This is a genomic window from Pseudomonas sp. efr-133-TYG-103a (assembly GCF_030209235.1).
Lineage (GTDB): Bacteria > Pseudomonadota > Gammaproteobacteria > Pseudomonadales > Pseudomonadaceae > Aquipseudomonas.
This window is the reverse complement of record NZ_JARVSK010000006.1, coordinates 166,248-189,642: the sequence shown is the minus strand read 5'-3', so window position 1 is coordinate 189,642 and position 23,395 is coordinate 166,248. Positions and strand designations below refer to the sequence as shown.

14 protein-coding genes are annotated in these 23,395 nt (G+C 59.2%); 10 read left to right on the top strand and 4 right to left on the bottom strand.

What is annotated here, in order from left to right:
• Positions 1 to 6 precede the first annotated feature (6 nt).
• A complete protein-coding gene (locus QRN36_RS05665; protein ID WP_285423152.1) occupies positions 7 to 366 on the bottom strand; it encodes a PilZ domain-containing protein in 360 nt (119 codons plus the stop codon).
• 307 nt (positions 367 to 673) lie between these two features.
• Positions 674 to 1,048, bottom strand: coding sequence for a tol-pal system YbgF family protein (locus QRN36_RS05660; RefSeq protein ID WP_093461629.1), 375 nt, complete (start codon positions 1,046 to 1,048; stop codon positions 674 to 676).
• Between the two features lie 178 nt (positions 1,049 to 1,226).
• On the opposite strand from QRN36_RS05660, the gene pyk reads away from it, so the two are divergent.
• The gene (gene pyk, locus QRN36_RS05655) at positions 1,227 to 2,678 is read left to right on the top strand and encodes a pyruvate kinase (protein WP_093461632.1); all 1,452 of its coding nucleotides are present in this window, start codon (positions 1,227 to 1,229) and stop codon (positions 2,676 to 2,678) included.
• Between the two features lie 161 nt (positions 2,679 to 2,839).
• Here the strand turns inward: pyk and QRN36_RS05650 are convergent, their stop codons facing one another.
• Together QRN36_RS05650 and QRN36_RS05645 are read right to left on the bottom strand one after the other, a co-directional pair.
• A complete protein-coding gene (locus QRN36_RS05650; protein WP_285423151.1) occupies positions 2,840 to 3,778 on the bottom strand; it encodes an iron-sulfur-binding ferredoxin reductase in 939 nt (312 codons plus the stop codon).
• Positions 3,771 to 4,892 (bottom strand): diguanylate cyclase, encoded by a 1,122-nt coding sequence (locus tag QRN36_RS05645; RefSeq protein WP_285423150.1) that lies wholly within the window; start codon positions 4,890 to 4,892, stop codon positions 3,771 to 3,773. The genes QRN36_RS05650 and QRN36_RS05645 overlap by 8 nt, the downstream gene beginning before the upstream one ends.
• 327 nt (positions 4,893 to 5,219) lie before the next feature.
• Here QRN36_RS05645 and QRN36_RS05640 point away from each other — a divergent pair, with 327 nt between their 5' ends.
• The 9 genes from QRN36_RS05640 to QRN36_RS05600 all read left to right on the top strand — a co-directional run bounded on the left by QRN36_RS05640 (position 5,220) and on the right by QRN36_RS05600 (position 23,394).
• Positions 5,220 to 6,065 carry a hypothetical protein gene (locus QRN36_RS05640; RefSeq protein ID WP_285423149.1) on the top strand — a complete coding sequence of 282 codons (846 nt, stop codon included), beginning with the start codon at positions 5,220 to 5,222 and terminating at the stop codon, positions 6,063 to 6,065.
• Positions 6,066 to 6,306: 241 nt separating this feature from the next.
• On the top strand, positions 6,307 to 8,940 hold the full coding sequence (locus QRN36_RS05635; protein ID WP_285423148.1) for an RHS repeat domain-containing protein: 2,634 nt from the start codon (positions 6,307 to 6,309) through the stop codon (positions 8,938 to 8,940).
• Positions 8,941 to 9,032: 92 nt separating this feature from the next.
• Positions 9,033 to 11,477 (top strand): RHS repeat domain-containing protein, encoded by a 2,445-nt coding sequence (locus tag QRN36_RS05630; RefSeq protein ID WP_285423147.1) that lies wholly within the window; start codon positions 9,033 to 9,035, stop codon positions 11,475 to 11,477.
• A 44-nt stretch (positions 11,478 to 11,521) separates the two neighbouring features.
• Positions 11,522 to 13,930: an RHS repeat-associated core domain-containing protein gene (locus QRN36_RS05625; RefSeq protein ID WP_285423146.1), complete on the top strand. Its 2,409-nt coding sequence runs from the start codon at positions 11,522 to 11,524 to the stop codon at positions 13,928 to 13,930.
• 244 nt (positions 13,931 to 14,174) lie between these two features.
• Positions 14,175 to 15,698, top strand: a complete 1,524-nt coding sequence (locus tag QRN36_RS05620; RefSeq protein WP_093461653.1) for a fumarate hydratase — start codon at positions 14,175 to 14,177, stop codon at positions 15,696 to 15,698.
• Positions 15,699 to 16,033: 335 nt separating this feature from the next.
• On the top strand, positions 16,034 to 17,083 hold the full coding sequence (locus QRN36_RS05615; RefSeq protein WP_285423145.1) for a hypothetical protein: 1,050 nt from the start codon (positions 16,034 to 16,036) through the stop codon (positions 17,081 to 17,083).
• Complete coding sequence (locus QRN36_RS05610) at positions 17,080 to 19,719, top strand: RHS repeat domain-containing protein (RefSeq protein ID WP_285423144.1); 2,640 nt, start codon at positions 17,080 to 17,082, stop codon at positions 19,717 to 19,719. Before QRN36_RS05615 ends, QRN36_RS05610 begins: the two co-directional genes overlap by 4 nt.
• 48 nt (positions 19,720 to 19,767) lie before the next feature.
• Positions 19,768 to 20,769: a hypothetical protein gene (locus QRN36_RS05605; RefSeq protein WP_285423143.1), complete on the top strand. Its 1,002-nt coding sequence runs from the start codon at positions 19,768 to 19,770 to the stop codon at positions 20,767 to 20,769.
• A gap of 108 nt (positions 20,770 to 20,877) precedes the next feature.
• On the top strand, positions 20,878 to 23,394 hold the full coding sequence (locus tag QRN36_RS05600; RefSeq protein ID WP_285423142.1) for an RHS repeat-associated core domain-containing protein: 2,517 nt from the start codon (positions 20,878 to 20,880) through the stop codon (positions 23,392 to 23,394).
• The last annotated feature ends 1 nt before the right edge of the window (position 23,395 follow it).

Genomic DNA, 23,395 nt, shown 5'->3' with positions numbered 1-23,395 from the left:
CCGTTTTCAGGCGGACGCTTCCAGAGGATAGAAGCTGAAATAACGCTGCAAGGCCTGAATGAGGTGGTAATACTCGGCTGGCGCAACCTGCAGCCGGAAACCGGAATCGAAAACGCCAGGCGTTTCGTCTTCCTGGCACCACAGGCAGCTGGCGTTGATATCGATGTTGTAGAGTCCGTTCTTCTCGTCCGGGACTTTCAGGCGAAGCTGAAAGTCGGCACCGACGAGAATGGGCAGATCGCTGATCAGCATCAGCCCCTGTTCGGATACATTACCCAGGCAACCTAACGGCTTATCGGTGTATCGATTGAACACCTGCAGGTAATACGGCAGCTGGTGACGCTCTATTCGCCTTTCGTTCAGCATTGGACACTCGCCCTGGAATGACCATTTAGCATGGTCGTGCTAGTGCATTGAGATTCGGTCGTACGTGAACTGCCGGGACGACGAAAACGAACGAATCCACCTGTTCATTACAACAGGGACGTCATCTGACTCACCAGCGTTAACCGAAGTCACTCATCCGATTATTCGATTTCGCGATAACCGCGACGATAAACCGAGCGCCCTCGCCACTCCTGTGAGAAACACTTAGGTCCCTACTCATTGCAGCCTAGCCAAGATTTTTACAAAGGCCACTCAAAACAGGTGCCGTCCATCCATACGGGTGTAATCAGAGTGACGCAGGCCGTGCCACCGCTGGCGGAGCGAGGTTGTCGTAACCCAGCTGGTGCAGGGTATCCAGGCGCGCCTGAGCCCGGAAAGCGTATTCGCTGTACGGAAACTGAGTGATGATGAAGCGGTAGGTCTGCACGGCGTCGACGTACAATTTCTGGCGTTCCAGGCACTGGCCGCGCAACATTGACACTTCCGGTTGCACATAGCGCCGCGCGCGGCTCTCCCGGTCGACCTTCGACAGGTTGTACATCACAGCGTCGCAGTCGCCCTGGGCGTAGGCGCGGTTGGCATTGTTCAAGTGGCTGTTCATCGCCCAGCGAGTGCAGCCGCTGAGGGCGGCAAGCGCCACAAATATGATCACGATTCGCATGAGAGTCTCCTGTGCTCTGCATTGTATCGGCGCCTGACGGGATTTCTTCAAGAGCGATTTGACCGCCGCCGGTCTGCCAGTTGCCCACCATTCGGGCAGTCAGGTAGTGCAAAGGAACAATGACTACAGACCAATACAGTAGTAGCCTCTCGCTGCGCTTCATTTAAGGAGTTTGTGCATGTCCGTTCGCCGCACCAAAATCGTAGCCACACTTGGCCCTGCAAGTAATTCGCCAGAAGTCATCGAGAAGCTGATCCTTGCCGGGCTAGACGTCGCCCGCCTGAACTTCTCCCACGGCACGCCCGACGAGCACAAGGCTCGCGCGAAGCTGATCCGCGACATCGCCGCCAAGAACGGCCGCTTCGTCGCGTTGCTGGGTGACCTGCAAGGCCCGAAAATTCGTATCGCCAAATTCGCCAACAAGAAGATCGAGCTCAAGGTCGGTGACAAGTTCACCTTCTCGACCAGCCATCCTCTGACCGAAGGCACCCAGGAAATCGTCGGTATCGACTATCCCGATCTGGTCAAGGACTGCGGCGTAGGCGACGAACTGCTGCTCGACGACGGACGAGTGGTGATGCGCGTTGACACGCAGACCGCCGACGCCCTGCACTGCACCGTGACCATCGGCGGCCCGCTGTCGGACCACAAAGGCATCAACCGTCGTGGCGGCGGTCTGACGGCTCCGGCGCTGACCGAAAAAGACAAGCAAGACATCAAGCTCGCTGCGGAAATGGACCTGGATTACCTCGCCGTTTCTTTCCCGCGCGACGCTGCGGACATGGAATACGCCCGCAAGCTGCGTGACGAATCCGGCGGCACCGCCTGGCTGGTTTCGAAGATCGAACGCGCTGAAGCCGTCGCCGATGACGAGACCCTCGATGCGCTGATCCGCGCCAGTGACGCGGTCATGGTTGCCCGTGGCGACCTGGGCGTCGAGATCGGTGACGCTGAACTCGTCGGCATCCAGAAAAAAATCATTCTGCACGCACGTCGCCACAACAAGGCGGTGATCGTTGCCACGCAGATGATGGAATCGATGATCTCGAGCCCCATGCCGACTCGCGCCGAAGTGTCCGACGTGGCCAACGCCGTGCTCGACTACACCGACGCCGTCATGCTGTCCGCCGAAAGTGCTGCCGGCTCCTACCCGGTCGAAGCGGTCGAAGCGATGGCGCGCATCTGCGTCGGCGCCGAGCGTCACCCGACTGGCAAGACGTCCAGCCACCGCATCGGCCACTCGTTCACCCGTTGCGACGAAAGCATCGCGCTGGCGGCGATGTACACGGCGAACCACTTCCCGGGCGTCAAAGCGATCATCGCGCTGACCGAAAGCGGCTACACCCCGCTGATCATGTCGCGCATTCGCTCCTCGGTGCCGATCTACGCGTTTTCTCCGCACCGCGAAACCCAGGCACGCGCCGCGATGTTCCGTGGCGTTTACACCATTCCGTTCGACCCGGCGGCATTACCGGCCGGTCAGGTCAGCCAGTCGGCTGTGGACGAACTGGTCAAGCGTGGTCTGGTCGAGCAAGGTGACTGGGTCATCCTGACCAAGGGCGACAGCTACCACACGATCGGCGGCACCAACGGCATGAAGATCCTGCACGTCGGCGACCCGATGGTTTAAGACGCGGTACGCAACAGGCAAAAGCCCCGGCGCTCGTGAGAGGTCGGGGCTTTTGCGTTGTAGGGCTGCGAATCAGGATCACAAGGCCACTCGGGCCTGACGCGGGGACCATACTCCTGCACGTACCTTGGGTGGCATACCGACTGGCGAGCCTGCTCCGGTCAGGTTTTCTCGAGAAACACATCGGCGAGCATCTGCCCTCGCGGCAATCCGGCGATGAATAAGCGCCTGGAAAACGCCTCGACGGTCGCGGGCGAGCCGCACACCAGCGCGATGGTCTGCCGGGAGGTGATGCGCAGATGCGCGAGGGCGGCTTGAAAATCGGCCGCGGCTACGAGTTCGGTCTTCAGGTTTGTATGTGCGTGCGCAAGCTGCTTCATCGGTTCGGCCAGATAGTGCTCGCTGCTGTCGCGAGCGACATGCAGTACGTTGATCGGCCCTTGATGATCCTGCCGCAAGGCTTCGCGCAATACGCCCCACAAGGGTCCCAGGCCGGTGCCAGCCGCCAGCAGCAACAACGGCCGGTCCTGCCAGTCACGATCGTATTGCAGCGCGCCGCCGCGCAGTTCGCCGAGCCTGAGCGGATCGCCCGCTTTGAGGGTGCGCGCCACATCGGCGAAGGCACCGGGACGCTGGCAATCGATGTGAAATTCCAGAAATCCGTCCTCGCCAGGCAGGCTGGCCAGTGAATACGGGCGAGCGACGCCGCTGGCGGTCCACAGGACCAGATGCTGCCCGGCGCGATAGCGCAGCGGGCGCTCGGGCTCAAGGCGCAGGCGCAACACCGAAGCACTGAGCCAGTGGCAGTCGCTCACCGTGGCGGGCAGGCCATCGCTGGCAGGATCGAAAATTTCCACGGCCAGGTCGTCGACCACGCGGCACTGACACGCCAGCCGCCAGCCCTGATCACGTTTGTCGGCGTCCAGCGCCTGCGGCAGTTCATCGAGCGGCTCGCCGCCGACGCAGCGCACCAGACAGGTGTGGCAACTGCCGGCTCGGCAGCTGTAAGGGACGGAGAAACCGGCATCGTTCAGGGCATCGAGCAGGTTGGCAGCCGGCGCGACCGTCCATTGACGGCCGCCTGCCCGCAAATCAGGCATCGGCATAATCCCAGGCGCCGTGACAGCGATTGCGGCCCTGATGCTTGGCCCGGTACAACGCCTGGTCGGCCCGCTGCAGTGCCGGGTCCATGTGGTCATTGCGCTCGATGAGGGTCATGCCGATGGACAGACTCAGGTCCAGATCAGGCACGTCCGCAAGCTTGACCTGCATGAACGCCAGCCGGATACGCTCACAGCAATCGACCAGTTGCGCGCGGGTGCAGCGCGGAATCAGCAACACGAACTCTTCTCCTCCGTAGCGCGCCAGAATGTCATCCGGGCGCAGGCACTCGTCGGCAATCTTGGCGAAGACCTGCAAGACCCGGTCACCTGCGGCGTGACCATAAATGTCGTTGACCCGCTTGAAGTGGTCCAGGTCGATCAGCGCCAGTCCGGCGGCATAACTGCCCTCCATGGCCTCCAGCTCACGGGTGGCCAGGCGCAGGAAATACCGACGGTTATACAGGTTGGTCAGTTCGTCAGTGGACGCCAGTTCCTCGAGCTGGAACATCATTCCGCGCAGGGTTTCCTGATGGGCCTGCAACGTGATCCTGCGCTGATGCATCCGCTGGCGGGAGGCCTGCACGAACCGTGCATAGAGGCACAGCCAGGCAAGCACGATGAACAACGCACAAGTCTGCAGCGCAGCCAGGCCGGGATCGTCGAGTTGGTCATGGGCCGCATCCCACAGGTTAAGCCCTGTGAAACCGAGCAAGGCGAGCACCGAACAGCGGATGAATACTTTCGGCCTCAGGTGAAACAGACCGAACAGCAAGACCAGCACATACAGCACCAGAAACGTGCCTCGGGCCGAATCCATGTGGGCGAGCAGAAAGGTCTGCCAGCCAAGCCCCATGAGCACCTGAAACTCGGTCAGGCTCGGGTCTTTGAAGCGCAGGTTGTAGCCGCCAAAGAACACCAGACTCAGCACGCCCTGCATCAGCAATACCGACACACTGGCGAGCCAGACGCCAAAAAACGTCGCGTGGTAATACCCGGCGCAGTACGCAACCATTATCAGCATGATCAATAACACGTACGTGCCAGTTGCCAGGCCAAAACGCTTGAGCCTTAAGCGCTGGATAGATCCGTCTAATGGAGGCTGGGTCGTCATCGTCTGCGCTTTCGTCCTGTCCGGCCACAGGGGCCTGCTTCGCGCCGCTGGCCGAGAGAGGTCAGTGGACGCTTCGATCATCCGGGAAGATGCCAATGTAGTGGAAACCGCGCGTTTCGCCAACGCGCCCGTCGCCCCGGATGTCGATACTGCCATTCGAGTGTAAGGATTTTGGTACTGCGCGGTGCGATGACTGCCGAATCTCCGCTGCGCGCGTCGAAACATCGCGTTATATCTGGGCACCTTCTCGATATATATATTTATATCAATTCGGACGATGCAAGCGCGTAGTCTGAGGCTGCACTCAACAACCACGGAAGGTTACCCATGCATATCGAATTCAAAGATGACGCCAAATGGCTGAGCAAATTCAAGATTGACGTGACGTCAAACTCGAACAAGCTTTATAACAATGGCAGTCAGCAACTTAAAGTCACCGTCAGCCTGACGCCGGTCAAAGGCGAGCGCATCACCGATGAACAGATGGACAGAATCTGGCTCTTCCTCATCAAGGATGGCAGCGACCACCGCGATCTGGGTATCGATTTCGGTCGCGGTGCATACGATCCGGCGTGGGCAAAGAATAACCCCGCAGAGCCAGAGGAGCTGTTCAGGGTGTCCACGATTAAAGATCCGCGCTTCGAATACTTCGCAGCGACGGGTTTTGCTCCTCAAAACCTGACTGCATCCGCGCCGCGAAGCCGGGATTTCTATGTTTCTACCTTAGCGCCAGGCGGAGAGCGTTATAAAATTTACGCGGGTATCGTGAAAGAGGATGGGGTGGACTACGCCACCAGCACGTCGCGCTTCAACTCGTACGTCGAACTTGAGGCGATCAGCTTTCCGCGCCGCAGACGCACCGACTTTACGCTGGAGCGAGTCCATGCTTTCGTAGGCTCCACCGACGACGACAAGACCGAGGTAGACATTGACGTGTACTACCTGGAGTTCAAAGATCGCGGGTTGAGAATTGTCGATGCGATCCCGCTGGGTGCTGACGAGAACAATCATTATTACGACGACTGGCGAGATGCTGACCCGTTCGTGTTTACCGGTACCCATTACACTGAAATTCAGCGCCACTACGCATTCAAACCTGGGGCTGCCCGGCATTTCAATTACCAAAACGCTTCCGCCGCGGTAAACAACCGCCCCGGCGCGATGAGTCTTTAACGATTGGAGCTGATCGGTCCGGCCGATTTAACGCCTCGCGTCCCGGCAACCGGTCCAACGCGCTGGATAGTGCTGGACCAATACGGCACCGAACACTTCATTGAAATGACCCAGAAAAACTCGGGCAACGAAATAGATTTCAGAATGTTTGACGTGTAAGTCGAACTTGCGCTGGCGCGTCATATCGACTTTCTCATGACGCGCTTTTTCACTTAATGGCCTACCACTAAAGAGAATTCGCATGTCCAGCATTCATACCCAAGCCAACAACTTCATGGACTGTATAAAAACCGGTGTCGATGCCCGCACCGGACAATTCACCATCGCTTTCAAACTGCCTCTACTGCCGGCCAACAACTTGGCCGGTCCCGCGCTCACGCCCACGCTGAGTTTTGGCGTACTGGGCTCGACCCGCAATAAAGGGTTCGGACTGGGCTGGTCGCTGGACTTGAGCGAGCTCGACCTGCATCAGGATGCGCCATCGCTGCGCTTGTCGTCGGGCGAACAGTTCGCCGTCGACCTCGACGACACCACCTTCACCCCGGGCAGCGAGCTGAAGCTGTTCGACGCCAAACTCACATCCATGGTGGTGACATGTGAGCATGAAGACGTGTTCCGCGTGGATCAGAAAAACGGTCAGACGGAAATCCTCACTCGACAGCACGACAGCGCGCGCTACCTGGTCACGGAAGTGCGCAGCCCGGAAGGCAATCGCGTGTTCGTCGAATGGGCGCCTCATGGTAATGGCGATTTCATCCTTGAAACGATCCGCGACGAAACCCGGACCTTGCTCGAGCTGAACACCGATGACGGCGAAGTCGTGTTCTCGATACCGGGACGCGAGGACGAGGCCGTGCGCCTGCAACTGGCCAACGACAAGCTCAGCGAGATGTACCTGCCCGGCATCGAGACGCCCTTCTCCATCGTCTACGACCATCATGCCCTCGACGCCCAGAACTTCCTGCTGCTGCCAACCAGCCTCACCAGCCCTCTGGGCGCGACCGATTCAGTGATCTGGGCGACTGGGGAAGAAGGCCATCGACTGCCACCCGGTGCGCCTTTCGACGTCATGCCCAGAGTGCTGGAATGGACACACTCGGCGGGAACGGCCGATACCGCACTCTCTCGCTATTACGAATGGTCCGGCGCCCATAACTTTCTCGGGTTCGGCAGCGATCAGGCTTTTGACTGGCAACGAGGGCGCGACAACCTCTATCAGGTCGAGCAGGATTATGAGTACGAAGTCGTCGAAACCCTGACCGCGCCCAACGGGGAAACCCTGGCGACCATCACCCGGACTTGGAACCGCTTCCATTTGCTGACCTGCGAAGTGACACGCCGCGGCAGCGCCGAGAAGCGCACCGAAACCACGTTCGGCCTTGAGCCCGATGTCGACTGGGATGGCCAGCCCGCGTGGTGCCAACTGCCCCATCTGCAGACCGTCACGTACATCGACCACAGCCGCGCCGGTGTGCAACGCAGCGAGCAAACCGAATATCGCTACGACGTGTCGGGCAACATCGTATTCGCCCGATCGCCCGCCGGCGTTGAAGAACACAGCGAGTATTACCCGGCTGAAGGCGCTTCGGCTTCGGCCGAAGGCAGCGGTTGTCCGCCCAACGCGCTGGGCATGGTGCGGCACTTGAAGAAAAAGACCATCAAGCCCGCGCCCCTTGGAGACGGCACCTACGGCGGCGCCCCGGTGATGTCCACCACCTACCATTACGAATCACTGGCCTCGAAGCTCAAGGGCGCGCCCGCATTTGTCGTGGTGAACAGCGAAACCGTGCGGGACGACACCCAAGGTCGTCTGCTGGAAACCACCACGCAGACCTACATCACCGAACCGGGACCGCACTACGCACGTCTGGACAGCAAGGTCACGACCCTCAACGGCAAAGCCACCACAACAAGCTTTCGCTACGAGCTGAGCGAGGACGAGCTGAGCACTCACACCACCATCACCGGTTTCGAGAACACCGAATACGTGCGTGCCACGCAAAGCAGTGCCAGAGCCCTCGACACGGGCCGGCTGACGCGGGAGCGCAATCAGGCGGGCGTCGTTTCGCGCTACGTCTACGACAGCCTCGGTCGCATCACACTGGCGGTGACCGCCGATGACAGCCGCTACGAAGCCAGGCGTGCGTCGACCTACCATGTGCACGATCAAAAAGCGCGTGAATGCAGGACCGGTGACGAGAATCCGGTGTTGATCGAGCATCGGCACTCGACCGGACAGCGTCGTCGCCAATGGCTCGACGGCGAGGGTCGCACAGTGCGCGTAGAGCTCGAAGACATCGACCACGCCCCTGACGTGTTCCGCGAGATCGCCTGCTGTGTGTTCGACGCCGAAGGCCGCACGGTCAGTGAAACGCAGCAGGACTGGCTGCGCGATCCCGAGGATCCGACCACCGTGACCGCACTCAGACTGACCACTCACACGCACTACGACGACTGGGGCCAGACCAGCCTGAGCGTTACACCCGATGGGGTCCAAAGCCATACCGAGCACAACCCGATCAACCTCAGCGTCAAAAGCTGGCAGCAGAATGGCGCACTCAAGGGGCCGCACACGGTCACGCACCACAACGCCGCCGGCAGCGCGATCATGGAGCAGCTCTACGACACCGAGGGCAGGTTGATTCGCGCCAAAAAATGGCAACGCGATGGCCTGGATCGAGTGACCCGAACCACCCTTCAGGTGCCTGGCCAGGTCGATCGCGTGACGTCCGTGCGACTGGACGCATACGGGCGCATCGTCGAACAGCGACTGGCTGACGACACGGTCGTGAACTGGACCTTCGCCGCTCACAGCGACGACAACCACCCCGAGACCGTCGCCGTCACCGCGCCCCTTGTCACCCAGGCGTCGTGAGCACAGTGCTGGAACACGGCATGTCATGAACGGGAACGCTGCGGCGCAGAGCAGCGCTTCCGATGGAAGCAACATTTCGAAGGATCGAAAACATGAACAACCCCACAATCATCGGTCGTCAGACCTTCGACGGCCTGGGCCGTCAGCTGTCGGTCAGTGTCGGCGGCAACACCTCCCGCTTTCACTACCACGCCGGGCAACTGCCGCCTACATCGACCACGCTCGCTGATGGCAAAAAGATTGAGTTCACCTATGAGAAAGACCTGAACAACCCACTGCTCAGGGTTGAAGCTGATGGTGAAACCGCAACGCAGATAGCCAGGCACGCACAATTCGGACACCCTTCGACAATCGTCGGTGAGCTGGGCATCCAGGCTTTCGCATTCAGCACCACAGGACAGGCAACCGAAGACAGCTGGACCGTCGACGGACAAACGCACACCACCGCCTGGCGCTACTCGTTCAGTGGCCTGCTGCAGGGCTTTCGAGATGCCAAGGGGGTAACCCATCAGCGCGAATTCGATCCATCTGGCCGCGTGTGCACCACCCGCGTCGGCGAGGTTGACACCCACTACACCTACGACGCCCTGTCGCGACCGGCGACCGTCAGTGTCAGCGACCCGCAAACCGGGAAGACCCTGACCACTGCGATCACGTACGATGCCGCAGGGCGTGAGCACACGCGCACCTTCACCCTCACGCGAACGGGTGAGACGCGCGGCACAGACGGTCGAACGATCACCCAGACCCTGACGTACACCGGGCTCGACCAGATCCTCTCTCGAACCTGGGACGATGGGACCGAGCGCCGCGCAGAGCATTTCGCCTACGATGTGCGCGATCGGCTCGTGCGCTACACCGCAGATGAGCACGCGGCAGCGCCGGATCCATTCGGCAACCTCATCGTCGATCAGACCTTCGCTTTCAACGCGTACAACGGCCACGAGACAGTCGTGAGCACCTACGCTGACGGCAGCCGCGATGAAGCCCGCTTCAGCTACGCCGTCGACGACCCGACCCGTCCGGTGAAAGTCACTCACACCCATCCGTCCTGGCCGTCAGAGATCACGCTGGAATACGACGCGTGTGGGCGCGTGGTCAGCGACAGCCTTGGTCGTCACCTGAGCTGGAACACCCAGGGTCGACTGACCCAGGTCCGCTCGCCATCCGGCACTTGCACGTACCGATACGACCCCAGCGGACAGCTGACTGACCGAGAAGTCGACGGGCTGCTGACACGTGATTTCTACAGTGCCGATCAACTCACCCATCAGCGTTGCGGCGAAGACAGCATCGAATTGATCGGCGATCTGAGCACACTGTTCGCCGTGAACAAAGTGACGGGCAGCATCCGCAAGACCATCCTGCTGGGCACTGACGCACAGGGCAGCGTGCGCCTCGAAGCCGACAGCACCGTGCGCACACGCCGCTACACCGCCCATGGGGCACAGGCTCCAGACGCCAGCGAAGTCGCATTTGGCTACGCCGGCGAGCAGATCGAGCCCCTGTCAGGACTGAGCATCCCCGGCGGCAATCGCCCCTATGACCCGGTGCTGATGTGCTTTCTCGCACCCGACACCGACAGCCCGTTCGGGCCGGGCGGGATCAATCCATATGCGTGGTGTGCAGGGGATCCGGTCAATCGTGTAGACCCCGATGGCCATAGCTGGACGGATTACATTCTTCCAGTCGCAGGTATCGCAGTGGCCGTGGTATCGGTAATTGCGGGGCTCATTGCGACCATGCCGGTGGCAGGAGCGCTGATCAGCGTTGGACCAGGCTTACTGACCTCCTCACAAATCGCCGGGCTTGTCAGTATGGCGCTGGACATCGTCGGCATGACGACAGGCATTGCCAGCGTGATATTGGAAGCCGCTGGCGACGACAGCGCCGCCTCCGGTGTCTTGGGCGGCATTTCCATGGTAGCCGGCCTGGCGGGCGCTGGCGTAGGCCTAAAGCTGTTCACGTTGAAACAGGCAGGCAAACAGCTCAAGGCGCTGGACCGCAAGCAAGGATGGGCAGTGCCCAAGCCGGGCCGGCTGGGCAAGGGAGAAGTGCTGGCGCAGCACACATCCAAGGGAGTGGACGTCGGGTTCATCGAGACGTATCTCGGTTCCAACCGCGCCGCCCTTCTGACCCACGGAGATCCAAAACGCGCGCTGCTCATGGCGCCAGACGGCAGCACATTGCGTGCAGCCGACCTCGCAAGAGACATCATCGCCCCTCGACTGCAAGCGCTCGGTGCCGGCGCAGATGACACGTTCGTGCTGCTGTCGTGCTGGGGCGGGAAGAACGGTGCTGCGCTGGAGATTGCCAAGGAGCTGGGCCGTCCCGTTCAGGGCTTCACGGAAAAGGTGTTCGTCAAAGGGTTCGCCAATCTGCAGTTGAACCCGAACGCCGCAAACATCCCGACGCAAGCCACTTCTTACCTCGAACGCATGCGTGCGACGGGCAACCCTTTCAAAGCCTGGAAAACCACCTACAAACCGGCGCGATCCAATATCTATCACCCTGACGGCACCGTGGTGCCGGTCTGAATCGTCGGCGCACTTCTCGGACATCACCTCCAAGGATTGGAACCATGAATGCTCCTCTCATCATCGGTCGTCAGGCCTTCGACGGCCTGGGCCGTCAGTTGTCAGTGCAAGCAGCGGGCTGTCTCACGCGCTTCCATTATGCGAAAGGACAACTTCCGCCGTCAGGCAATACCCTGGCCGACGGCACACACGTTGAGTTCACCTACGAGCCGGAATTGAACAACCGCCTGCTCAGTGTCACCCCTCGCGACGAGGCGACGCAGCGCATCACCTACCACCCGATGGGCATGCCGGTTTCGGCAAGCGGTGCGCTGGGCACCGAGTCGTTCAGCTTTACGACGTCCGGGCAGCCTGAGGAGGACATCTGGACGGTGGACGAACGCCACCACCGCACCCAGTGGCATTACTCGCTGAACGGCACGCCGCTGGGTTTCGTCGATGCGTTGGGCAAGGTTCACCGCCGCCGATTCGACGCCTTCGGTCGCGTGCAGGAAACGCGGGTGGGCGATGTGGTGACCCGCTATCGATACGACGGGCTGTCTCGGCCCGTCGAAATGATCGTCGACGATCCCGACAGTGCAGGATCGTTGATGACCACACTCACCTACGACAGCCTGGGCAGGGAGCACACACGCACATTCACGGCCGTCACGCATGACGGCGAATCCACGACATCCACTCAGACACTGGGCTATTCGGCGCTGGATAAAATGACCTCGCGCGCCTGGGTAGACGACGCCGGAACGGGCGCGGAAACGTTCACCTACGACGTCAGAGGCCGCCTGACCGGTTACGCAGCAGACGCGCAAGTCGCCCCCGAGGATCCGTTCGGCAATCGTATCGTCAGACAGGCCTTCACCTTCAACGCGCTCAACGGTCACGAAAAGGTGGTGACGCTTTATGCTGACACGAGCGTCGATGAGGCGCGCTTCACCTACGCCGCCAACAACCCGGTTCAAGTGGTGAAAATCACCCATACCCACCCGGCGTGGCCCAAAACGGTGACGCTCACTTACGACGCCTGTGGTCGGGTCATCAGTGACAGCCTGGGCCGTCGCATGGTCTGGAACTCGCAAGATCGCCTGGTCGAAGTGCACCACGCGAACCGCACCTGCCAATATGGTTACACCGCTCATGGCCGCTTGGTCGATCGCACCGTCGATGGCACGCTGAGCCGCAGTTTTTACAGTGGCGAGGAACTGACCCATGAAACGACCGAAGGCGTCAGCCGACAGTTCTGCTCAGGTGAACTGGGCCTGTTCGCAGTCAGCAAGGTAACCGCGGGCATTCGTCAAACCACCCTGCTTGGCGCAGACGCGCAAGGCAGTATTCGTCTGGAGGCCGGACATTCGGTGCGCACGCGCCGCTACGGCGCCTACGGCGTCGAGCCACAGGATGAGGCAAGCGTGCCGTTCGGCTACGCGGGTCAACGCCATGAGCCGCTCACCGGATGGCAGATCCTGGGCGACTACCGCCCTTACGACCCGGTGCTGATGTGCTTTTTGAGCCCCGACAGCGAAAGCCCGTTTGGCAAGGGCGGCATCAACCCCTACGTTTATTGCGCGGGTGATCCGGTCAATCGCATCGACCCGGATGGACACAGTTGGGTGAATTACGCGCTGGCGGGGGTTGGCCTGGTGATCGGTGTCGCGGCAGCGGTGGCCAGTGCGGGCGCTGCAACGGCAGTGATCGGATCATTGTTTTATGCCGGCTACGGGTCGCTGACTGCAGGTTCGGTGATGATCCTCACCGCCGCGACGCTGGATGTCATTTCGGTCGCGACAGGGGCTGCGTCGCTGTTAATGGAAATAGCGGGTTGTGACAAAACCACCACTGGCGTGCTCGGCTGGATTTCACTGGGTACTGGGATCGCCGCAGGCGCATTGAGCGGAGCTGGTCAGCATCTGGCCAGAGCCGCGTCGCGCAAAGCTGCAAGCCCGTCTTCCACGCTTCGCAAACAAGCACACGCTCATGTCATGTGGGAGAGTGGTCCTGGCGGACACGACGTGACGTTTTATGAACAGCTATGGGGGACCAATAATCTCAGAGCCTTTGAAACCCATGGTTCACCACGTGGCCATCTGCTTAACGCAAACGGGGTCTTCGAGTCAGCCGGCACCGTTGCCAAACGCGAAATCATGCCGCGGCTGGTCGGCTATGAAAACCATCGCCCGTTGGTACTGCTGGCGTGTGAGGCGGGGTCCAGTGGCGCAGCGCAGCAGGTTGCCAATGTCTTACGCAGGCCGGTAATTGCATTTGACGAGATCATCTACGTCGGTCAGACAGGCGAACTGCAGTGGTTTTTCCACACTGCCGGGCGTCATGGCATCGATACCAGTCTTCCCTTACAGAAAATCCCTTTTCTAAAACGTCTGGTTGGCGCCAGAGGGCCAGGTTACTCGAAAGGACAGAAATTTGACCTGGCAACGCCCGGCGTCTACCTCCCTGTTTGAACATTCTCCTCAACGCAACCTGCGGGCCCGGAACGAACCTTGACCACTCGGCGCCCCCTGCCCATTAAGACCAATGTTTACCCTGCGGCAGGGTGTCGCGTCGGCGGTCAAGCGGTATACTGCCGCGCCTTTTCCTGCCGCAGCGCCCGAGCGGTAGCCGAGCCAAGGCCGTTTGCGCGATTGCCGATCGCATCCTGCGCGAACCGCCCTACATAATGTTCCCGCCTGATAGAGGAGAACGCCCATGACCGTGATCAAGCAGGATGACCTGATCCAGAGCGTCGCCGACGCCCTGCAGTTCATCTCCTATTACCACCCCGTCGATTTCATCCAGGCCATGCACGAAGCCTATCTGCGTGAGGAATCGCCCGCTGCCCGCGACTCCATGGCCCAGATTCTGATCAACTCGCGGATGTGCGCCACCGGCCATCGCCCGATCTGCCAGGACACCGGCATCGTCACCGTATTCGTACGCGTGGGCATGGATGTGCGCTGGGATGGCGCCACCATGAGCCTGGACGACATGATCAACGAGGGCGTGCGTCGCGCCTACAACCTGCCGGAAAACGTCCTGCGTGCCTCGATCCTCGCCGACCCGGCGGGCGCTCGCAAGAACACCAAGGACAACACCCCGGCGGTCATCCACTACTCCATCGTCCCGGGTAACACCGTGGAAGTGGACGTGGCGGCCAAGGGCGGCGGCTCCGAAAACAAATCGAAGATGGCGATGCTCAACCCGTCCGACTCGATCGTGGACTGGGTACTGAAAACCGTCCCGACCATGGGCGCCGGCTGGTGCCCGCCTGGCATGCTCGGCATCGGCATCGGCGGCACCGCCGAGAAAGCCGCGGTCATGGCCAAGGAAGTCCTGATGGAATCCATCGACATCCACGAGCTCAAGGCTCGCGGCCCGTCGAACCGTCTGGAAGAAATGCGTCTGGAGCTGTTCGAGAAGGTCAACCAACTGGGCATCGGCGCCCAGGGCCTGGGCGGTCTGACCACCGTGCTCGACGTCAAGATCATGGATTACCCGACCCACGCTGCGTCGCTGCCGGTCTGCATGATCCCGAACTGCGCCGCCACCCGCCACGCACACTTCGTCCTCGACGGTTCCGGTCCGGCTTCGTTGGAAGCGCCGCCGCTGGACGCTTACCCGGAAATCGTCTGGGAAGCCGGCCCGTCGGCTCGCCGCGTCAACCTCGACACCCTGACGCCGGAAGAAGTGCAGAGCTGGAAGCCGGGCGAAACCGTTCTGCTCAACGGCAAGATGCTCACCGGTCGCGACGCGGCGCACAAGCGCATGGTCGAGATGCTGAACAAGGGCGAAACCCTGCCGGTCGATCTGAAAGGCCGCTTCATCTACTACGTCGGCCCGGTCGATCCGGTCGGTGACGAAGTGGTCGGCCCTGCAGGTCCTACCACTGCCACGCGTATGGACAAGTTCACCCGTCAGATCCTGGAGCAGACCGGTCTGCTGGGCATGATCGGCAAATCCGAGCGCGGCCCGACCGCTATCGACGCGATCAAGGACAGCAAAGCCGTTTACCTGATGGCCGTGGGTGGCGCTGCCTACCTCGTCGCTCAGGCGATCAAGAAGTCGCAAGTGCTGGCATTCCCGGAACTGGGCATGGAAGCGATCTACGAGTTCGAGGTCAAGGACATGCCGGTCACGGTCGCCGTCGACAGCAAGGGCGAGTCGGTTCACATCACAGGTCCTGCCATCTGGCAGAAGAAGATCAGTGAGAGCCTGGCGGTGGAAGTGCAATAAGCGCAAACCGTCTGTCAAAAAAGCCCGGCCTGTGTGCCGGGCTTTTTTCATGCGCGCGAACGGCCTGCCTGTTTTACTGATTAGACCGATTCGAAATGAGCATTATCTCCAAATTGGATAGCTCATAACGCTTCGCGATATTAGACCGACTGCTTAACTCCCTTTTTACACCGTCAGCGCTATTCGCTATAACGCCACTGCTGGCCGAAGCACAGTGGCTATTAACTTTTTTAACTCTACAGCGCTCGGACTTTCTCTGCCGAGACAACTTAATACTGCTCGCCAAAAGAATGCTAAGGTTGGTTTAATAGCAGTCCTGACAGGATGATGCAGTCATGGAAAGACCCAATGAAGCGGCCAATAGGCATGGAGATATCACTGAGTGGCTTAGCACTTTCAAAATTGAAGTCAGCTCAACAAATTCTGGGCTGTACGGCAACGGCTTACAACAAGTTGAAGTTACGCTGACCGTCGAAGCGGTGGAAGAAGAGATTATTACAGAGGAGCAACTGAAGTCGCTCACGCTCGTTTACCTCGATGCCGAAGGCAGTTACATACCGCTTCCCGATCATAGAACTGAAAGCTTTGACTGGTTTGCCAGCTTGACGCACGACGAGCGTTTTGACTACTACGAAGGTTCGGGCAGAACTCACGTGTCTTCCTCCCCGCCTTCTTCCGCCAGCAGAGCCGAGCTCACCAAGAAATTTTACGTGAGCACAGTCGCCTTGGGAGGCAGTGAGATCACGCTGCGCGCCAGGATCAGCAAAACAGACAATGAACATTACGTCACCGAAGACACCTTTGATTCAAGTGTCGATCTATCTTCCGTATCCGTCCCGACTTATTCCTTTCCCGACGACTACAACTGGGCAATTACCTGGCAGAACGGAGGCCCTCCTGCTAGCGCTTTCGTAAACGAATGGTCGATTTCTACCAAGCAGGATGTTCTTGTTTACGCTGAGGCACGCGATGCTCACTCCGATGGGATGATCAAATGGCAGCGCAATGCTAATGATGAATCCGCAGCGTCGAACGTTGGCATCGCTTATCCGAATGATAAAAAGTTCCGATTCAACCCGGCTATCGTAGTCGGAGCCGATTTTTCTGGACGCCGGCATGAAGAGGTCAAGTCAACTAACAGCCATCACGTCGTCGTTGTGCTACAGGCCGACAACAAAATCCCTTTTAACGCTGAAGGACTTGAGCATCAAGGCCCTTGCGGCGTACTGGCCTTTGACAAAAATGGCAACAGCCATGAACTGAAGTTTTCGTTTGGCCAAGGTAATGATTATGAACAGCGCACTACGCTACAAGTAAACGTCGCCTCCCCCGCTCACATCGGCCATCGGTCTGCAAAGCCTTCTGATGGAGCAGTGAAAAGATGATAAGCGACGTGTCCCGGGCGCTTACCAGCGCGCGTCTCGAAAACCCCGGAGGCCTCTATTCCCAGAGCAACAATTTTCTGGGGGTCGTGCAGTCTGCTGTTGATCCTCGTACGGGTCAGTTCAATCTTGCTATTACGTTACCCGCCGTACACGCCAATGAACTGGGCGGCCCTTCGTTCGCCTTGACCCTGTCGTTCAGCCCGTTGTCATCGTTGCAAGATTACGGTTATGGCTTGGGTTGGTCTGCTCTGGTCTCAGCACTCACGCTGAAGATGGATATGGCATTTCTGACGCTGTCGTCCGGCGAGCACTTCTCTGTGGATCGAGACGCCAGCGGCGGCGCCATCGGCAGCGAGTTGGTATTTGCCGATCACAAACTCAAGTCACGGAAGGTGACCAAACTCAGCGCCGACAGCTATCGGGTGGACAGCAAATCGGGCGAAGTCGAGATCCTGGAGCGGCTTGGTGGGGAAGGCGATTTTCTGTTGCGGGAAATGCGATCACCGGAAGGCCGCAGGATGTTTTTCGCCTGGCGTCCGGACGGTAAGGGCGGACACACGCTGTCCAGTATCTCCGACGCGAGCCGAACCTTACTGGAGATCGAGCGTGAAACCGGCCGGGTCCATTTTGTGTTCGACCCCGGTTCCGAGTCTCCTCACACCATTGAGCTGAGGCTGCTCAATAGTCAGCTTTCAAACATCATGCTGCCAGGATTCGAGTCGTCTTTTCATATCACGTATGAACTGATCGACCTGGGCGCCGAGCGAGACTTTCTCTTTCCCAAGCAAACCACCAGCCCCCTGGGGGCCACAGACACGATCACATGGAGTTCGCGGAACAACGCGCATCAACTTCCCACTGGCGCGCCCGTCGAATACGTACCAAGGGTGGTGGCATGGAAACAAAGCACAGGCGCTTCTGAAACGACTTTGCATCACAGCTACAGATGGATCGGCAATACCAATCACTACGGATATGGCAGTCAGGCCGGCTTTGTGTGGGATGAAGGCCGTGACAATCTCTACAAAGTTCAGCAGAACTATCAGTATTCGGTTGTGGAAACGTTGACCGACAAGGCGGGAACGACGCTTGTCACCATTACCCGGCAGTGGAACCGATTTCATTTGCAGACCCGTGAGAACACCGTCCGGGGCCAGGCGCAGGTTCAGGTCAGCACTGTGTACCATGACGATCCGGATTTGAACTGGGAAGCACAACCCGCGTACTGCCAATTGCCTCATATAGTCACCACGACTTATTACCAGGATGCGCAGAATCAGCGCAGCGAGGCCATCGAGTACCGCTATGACGATTACGGCAATGTGATTTACACCCGTTTTCCAACGGGCGTGATCGAACAAAGCCTCTATCATCCGGCAGAAGGCTGTGATGACGCTCCGCAGGATCCGTTGGGCATGGTGCGATTGCTCAGCAGGAAAACCACGACACCCGCCGACCACTCGGCGCCCACGCTGTACACCACTTATCGTTACGAGAATCTTGCGTCACTGCTGCCCGGAGAATATCCCCGCGCCGTGGTGGTTGAAGAGCAGAGCTGGAACCAAGCCGAGGGCCAGCTGCTGGAGCGCACGCTGCAAACGTACATACGCGGGAATGGGCCGGACTACGGACGACTCGATACCTCGGTGACCCACCTCAACGGCCGGGCTACGACCACTCGATATGTGTACACCACGGAAGCAGATCGGCTTCGTACCCAGATGATTATCGAGGGGCACGACTTCGACCCCAACCGTCCGGTCAGTCGTTCAATGACGTCTGACAGCCGCTCATTGTTCACTGGCCAGACCCTGGATGAGACAAGCCCCGCAGGCGTTGTCACCAGTTTTCGATATGACCTGCTGGGTAGAATCATTCAGACCGTCATCGCCGACGGCTCCGAGTACGAGGCCAAACGCACTTGCGACTACCACGTGGCCGATGCCTTCGTAGACGCCAATCGCCCCAGAAACCTGGCGACGAGCGTCGGGCTCGAAGAAACCGACGCTTCGGGCCAACGTCGGCGAACGTGGCTGGATGGAAAAGGCCGTGTCGTCGCTGTCGAGCTGGAAGACCTTGACCACGCCGAAGGCACGTTCCGCGAAATCTCGCGTACCTCATACGACCCGTTAGGCCGCGTGATCACGCAAACGACCCTTGAGTGGCTCGCCGACGGCACCAAAGCGTTCGAGTTTTGCACCCGGACAGCTTACGACGACTGGGGAAACGCCTGCTGCATGACCTCTCCCTCGGGTGTCATCAGCCATCTCATGCATGACCCGATCAAAATGCGCACCGTGCGGTGGGAGCAGGCCACCTCCGGCAAACGCACCGCCAAGCGAGTAACCCGCAGCAATGTGTCCGGCAGCACGATCCGGGAGGACATCCTGGACGATCAGAATCAAGTGGTTCGCGCGACTGTGTTCAAGCGTGACGGCCTGGACCGAATAGTCGAACGACGGATCAAGGTACCGAGGCAACAAGACATCGTCACCCGATACCACTACGACAGTTACGCCAGAGTCGTCGAGCAGGTGCTGCCGGACAACACGCGGGTTGCCTGGACCTATGCCGCGCATAGCGATGGCGAACACCCGGAATCGGTCAAGGTTATTGAGGTCAGTCTTGATCGTTAGTTTTTCCGTCCCGAAAGACAAAACGCACACGAAACAGAGGGAGTCATCATGGCCAGGATTATAGGTTTGAATCATTTTCAGATTAAAGGCAATGGATCACCGGCGGATCAGCATGAATGTAAGGTGTACAAAAATGGCCGGCAGCAGTTTCAAGTTGATATCGTTATCGAGGCTTACGCAGAAGGTGGAGTTATTGTTCCGCTGTCCAAGGATCAGTTAGAAAGCGTAAGGCTTATCAACTATGACAGCGGTGCTGTCGTGGATAGTCAGTTTTCCCGAAGCGCAACAAAAAATGTGTACGAATTTTATGGCGCTCCCCCTCCGTCTCGCACTGGCTCGGTCAAGCAGAACATGAGTGCCATTACATTTTTTATGTCGGTGCCCGCCTCAGCAAACTTTGCTCAAATGCAGATTGCAGCAGAGATCACTCTGGATGGCGCAACGTACCGAACCAATGCGCGCGACTCTGCACCTGGGGGCCACGTCGACAAAGGGAAATTCAACAGCTCCATTCTTGTCGCTCCGCTGGCTGCTTATTTACTTTCGGCTCGAGACTTCTGGATCGCATATCTCGGACACATTGGTTATGGCTACCCCGCTGGGGGCAGCGGCGACAACAGATACTTTTTTCGCTGGGAAATAATGTTCAGAAACGCGAACTTTCGCATACTGGGCTCTGACATATCTGATACTGCCTATCCTACTAACTGTTTTTCCCAATTCGTTCGAGCTGGTGGTAACAAGGACACGAGACATTGGGCATTGCCTGTTCGCGGAGTGGGTCAGCAGGCGGATTTAGGTGCCGCATTCGAGGGAACCAACATTCACGATGTTTTCGTGTTGCCGTACGACAGGCATGGCGCAGCTTACGCGATCCATGAAGAGGCGTCGTGGCTGGCGGACCAACGCTACACCTCTAAAAAAATCATGTATATCGACCAAAACGGTTGTGGGCATTACGTCTACCTGCTTCCCAACAACAATGGCACCACTTTCCAATTGTCCGACACTGCCACTGGCGTATTAGTCGATAGTGGTGCATCCATGTAGCCCATCATCGTCACCATCACCTCGCCTGACATCATTTTACAAGTGGAAGTGCTGACCGCTGTTCATCTGGATAAGTTGCGGTCAGAAACGAGCGGCTAGGAGGATTGTATGTTGACGCTGGGCCAGCAAACCTTCGACGGTCTGGGCCGACAACTGACTGTAGTTGTCGGCGGCCGCACCACTCATTACGAATATGTGGCTGAACAACTTCCACCCAGCGCCAATGTGCTGCCTGACGGCAAGCGGGTGGAGTTTACCTATGAGCCGAAGTTGGAAAACCAGCTTCGCTCGATTCAGCCAGCCAACGAAGCCGCCAACAGCATTGCCTACGATCGGCGACTGGGTCTGCCCATTTCCCTGACTGGCCCTTCAGGCACCCAAGTCTTGACGTATACCCTCTCAGGGCTGCCCAGAACCGGCACCTGGACGGTCGACGGCAATGAACACGTCACCACGTGGCATCACACGCTGAGCGGTCTGTTGAAGGGATTCGCCGATGCTGACGAAGTGCAACATGAGCGAGACTACGACAGTTGCGGTCGCTTATCGAAATTGACCACCGACGGCATCACGCGCGACATCACCTACGACGAGTTCGACCGGCCCGGCTCATTCACTGATGTCGACACGACTTCCGGCAATCGTCTGGTGCAGACACTGACCTACGATGCCTTGGGCCGCGAGCACACGCGCACCTTCGACATCAGCGTGAAAGGTTGCGGCACTCGCAACATCGTTCAGACCCTTGTCTACTCAGCGCTCGATCAAGTCATCTTTCGTCAATGGCGAGACGGCACCGAAACCGGCGAGGAGACATTTGCATACGACAGCCGTGGCCGTCTCATTCATTACACCGCCAACGCAACCGCCGCCCCGACCGACCCGTTCGGCAACCGGGTCGTCGATCAGGTCTTCAAACTCAATGCCGTCGATGGCTACGTGGAGATCAGCAGCACCTTCATCGGCGGCGAAGTTGATGTCGCGACATTCGAGTACGCCTCGATTGTCGACCCCACTCAAGTGTCGAGCATCAGCCACAGTCACCCTTCATGGCCGACCCAGATAGATATCGCCTACGATGACTGTGGCAGAGCGATCAATTACCGCTTCCCCGCCACAGCCACACGCCCTGCCCTTGATCGGACGCTGACATGGGATGCACAGGATCGGTTGGTCAAGGTCGACGACCAGACCACGACGTGCAACTACCGCTACAACCCCAGCGGTCAACTCACCGATCGGGTGGTCGATGGCAGGCTTACCCGCAGTTTCTTCAGCGGCGATCAGCTCACCCATGAACGAACCGGTGATCAGACGCTGCGCCTGATCGGGGACGGCAACGCGCTGTTCGCGCAAACGAGGATGGCGGCTGGCGTGCGTCAGGTGACCACCCTGCTGGGCTGCGATGCTCAGGGCAGCGTGCGCCTGGAAGCAGACAACGCAGTGCGTACCCGGCGCTATTCGGCCCACGGCGCGGAAGCCGCCAATGACGACAACAGCCCGTTTGGTTATGCCGGCGAACGCCGCGACACCTTGACTGGCTGGTACATGCCGGAAGGCTATCGTCCTTACGACCCGGTCATCATGGGTTTTCTGTCGCCCGACAGCGACAGCCCGTTCGGTCAGGGCGGCCTCAACGCCTATGCGTACTGCGCAGGCGATCCGGTCAACCGCATCGACCCCAGTGGTCACGGCTGGGTCACCTGGCTGGTGGCCGGCATCGGCATCGGATTGGGGGTGATCGGCACCATTGCCACGTTCGGTGCCGCTGCTCCGGCGTTTGCCGCACTGGCAGCAGGCGGCGTTGGAGCACTGACTGCCAGTAGCGCCATGGCCATGACCGCCGCCACCATGAGCGCGGTATCGCTCGGTACCGGGATCGCTTCAACCGTACTGGAAGCCACCGACAAAGACAGCAAGGCCGCCAGTGTCTTGGGATGGGTTTCCTTGGGCACCGGATTAGTGGGGTTAGGGCTGGAAATGGCGCCCAAGGCCGCGGCCAAGCTGAGTGCCCAGCTGGGCCGTTCAGCAGGACGCGCCGCTAGCAAGTCCGGACGAGGAGCTTCCTCAGCCCGGTTGTCTGCACCCACCCGCTCAGGCAGCTCAGGCAGCTCAACCACCCTGTACGAAGCCCGCCCTACGGCATACAAAAATGGAGCGATTGAACTGGGCAGCCATGATGTCGTATTTCACGCAGACTGGTTGGGCTCTGGAGTGGCAGCCTTCGAGACTCATGGCAGTGCAGTGGGTAAGTTGATGAACAGTAACGGAATAATGCGTCCCGCCTCGGAAGTTGCTCAGATGGACATTGCGCCTGCGCTGCGTAATGTCGGCTATCCAGACGACAAAGGAATAATTTTGTTAGCCTGCGGTGCAGGAAAGTCCGGCGCGGCTCAAGACGTTGCCAACAGTCTGAACAGGACCGTTTCTGCGTACGATAAAATCATATGGACCGGTCACCCCAAGTTCGCAAATACACTAGACGTAGGACCGGGAACAACCTCTTTGCCTTTGTCTAAAGTTTCGTGGCTGGACTGGTTTCTAGGATCGAGCGGGAAGTTCGGACCGCGTTCAGCGTTCGATTTAGCAGCGGCGCGGCTGTATCGACCCAATAACATCGTGTGAA

Coding starts and splice junctions, on each gene's coding strand:
- QRN36_RS05665 (WP_285423152.1), bottom strand. CDS start 366: ATGCTGAACGAAAGGCGAATAGAGCGTCACCAGCTGCCGTATTACCTG.
- QRN36_RS05660 (WP_093461629.1), bottom strand. CDS start 1,048: ATGCGAATCGTGATCATATTTGTGGCGCTTGCCGCCCTCAGCGGCTGC.
- pyk (WP_093461632.1), top strand. CDS start 1,227: ATGTCCGTTCGCCGCACCAAAATCGTAGCCACACTTGGCCCTGCAAGT.
- QRN36_RS05650 (WP_285423151.1), bottom strand. CDS start 3,778: ATGCCTGATTTGCGGGCAGGCGGCCGTCAATGGACGGTCGCGCCGGCT.
- QRN36_RS05645 (WP_285423150.1), bottom strand. CDS start 4,892: ATGACGACCCAGCCTCCATTAGACGGATCTATCCAGCGCTTAAGGCTC.
- QRN36_RS05640 (WP_285423149.1), top strand. CDS start 5,220: ATGCATATCGAATTCAAAGATGACGCCAAATGGCTGAGCAAATTCAAG.
- QRN36_RS05635 (WP_285423148.1), top strand. CDS start 6,307: ATGTCCAGCATTCATACCCAAGCCAACAACTTCATGGACTGTATAAAA.
- QRN36_RS05630 (WP_285423147.1), top strand. CDS start 9,033: ATGAACAACCCCACAATCATCGGTCGTCAGACCTTCGACGGCCTGGGC.
- QRN36_RS05625 (WP_285423146.1), top strand. CDS start 11,522: ATGAATGCTCCTCTCATCATCGGTCGTCAGGCCTTCGACGGCCTGGGC.
- QRN36_RS05620 (WP_093461653.1), top strand. CDS start 14,175: ATGACCGTGATCAAGCAGGATGACCTGATCCAGAGCGTCGCCGACGCC.
- QRN36_RS05615 (WP_285423145.1), top strand. CDS start 16,034: ATGGAAAGACCCAATGAAGCGGCCAATAGGCATGGAGATATCACTGAG.
- QRN36_RS05610 (WP_285423144.1), top strand. CDS start 17,080: ATGATAAGCGACGTGTCCCGGGCGCTTACCAGCGCGCGTCTCGAAAAC.
- QRN36_RS05605 (WP_285423143.1), top strand. CDS start 19,768: ATGGCCAGGATTATAGGTTTGAATCATTTTCAGATTAAAGGCAATGGA.
- QRN36_RS05600 (WP_285423142.1), top strand. CDS start 20,878: ATGTTGACGCTGGGCCAGCAAACCTTCGACGGTCTGGGCCGACAACTG.